Raw genomic sequence first — 1,344 nt, forward strand, 5'->3', positions numbered from 1 at the left:
ACTCAACTTCCGCGACGTCCTCAACACCCTCGGCATGTACCCCGGCCCCGCCGTCCTCCTCGGCGCCGAAGCCGCCGGCGTCGTCACCGCCACCGGCCCCGGCGTCACCGGCCTCGCCCCCGGCGACCGCGTCATGGGCCTGGTCACCGGCGGCTTCGGCACCCACGCCGTCGCCGACGCCCGCATGGTCGCCCCCGTGCCCGACGGCTGGACCTTCACCCAGGCCGCCTCCGTCCCCGTCGCCTTCCTCACCGCCTACTACGGCCTGCGCGACCTCGCCGGCCTCACCGCCGGCGAGTCCGTCCTCGTCCACGCCGCCGCCGGCGGTGTCGGCATGGCCGCCGCCCAGCTCGCCCGCCACTGGGGCGCCGAGGTCTACGGCACCGCCGGCGACCACAAGCGGCGCCTGCTGCGCGCCGAGGGCTGGGCCGACGACCACCTCGCCTCCTCCCGCACCCTCGACTTCGAGGACCGCTTCCGGGAGACCAGCGGCGGACGCGGCGTGGACGTCGTACTGAACTCGCTGGCCGGCGACTTCGTCGACGCCTCGCTGCGCCTGCTCGCCCCCGGCGGACGCCTCGTCGAAATGGGCAAGACCGACGTCCGCGACCCCGGCCGGGTCGCCCTCGACCACCCCGACGTCGCCCTCTACCAGGCGTACGAACTGCGCGAGGCCGGCGAGGACCGCATCCAGGAGATGTTCGCCGACCTCACCCGGCTCTTCGCCGACGGCTCCCTGCACCCGCTGCCCACCGTCACCTGGGACGTCCACCACGCCCGCGACGCCTTCCGCCACATGGCGCAGGCCAAGCACTACGGCAAGATCGTCCTCACCGTGCCGCGCGCCTGGGACCCCGACGGCACCGTCCTGATCACCGGCGGCACCGGCACCATCGGCGGCATCCTCGCCCGCCACCTCGTCACCCGGCACGGCGTGCGCCACCTGCTGCTCACCGGCCGCCGAGGCCCCGACGCCCCCGGCGCCGCCGCCCTGCGCGAGGAACTCACCGCCCTCGGCGCCCAGGTGACGGTCGCCGCCTGCGACGCCGCCGACGCCGACCGGCTCGCCGAGACCCTCGCCGCCGTACCCGCCGAACACCCCCTGACCGCCGTGGTGCACGCGGCCGGCGTCCTCGACGACGGAGCCCTCGAGCACCTCACCCCCGGCCGGCTGCGCACCGTCCTGGCCCCCAAGGCCGACGCCGCCCGCCACCTGCACCGCCTCACCCGCGACCTCGACCTCGCGGACCTGGTGCTCTTCTCCGCCGGCGCCGGAGTGTTCGGCAACGCCGGACAGGCCAACTACGCCGCCGCCAACACCTACCTCGACGCCCTCGCCCACCG

Annotated in this window: 1 protein-coding gene; it reads left to right on the forward strand. The window is 75.9% G+C overall.

From position 1 onward, the window contains the following. Positions 1 to 1,344 (forward strand): MDR/SDR family oxidoreductase (locus tag B7767_RS33880; RefSeq protein ID WP_143652771.1); only part of this gene is annotated, 1,344 nt, incomplete at both ends.

It is taken from the genome of Streptomyces sp. 13-12-16, assembly GCF_002114215.1.
In the GTDB taxonomy this organism is placed as follows: domain Bacteria; phylum Actinomycetota; class Actinomycetes; order Streptomycetales; family Streptomycetaceae; genus Streptomyces.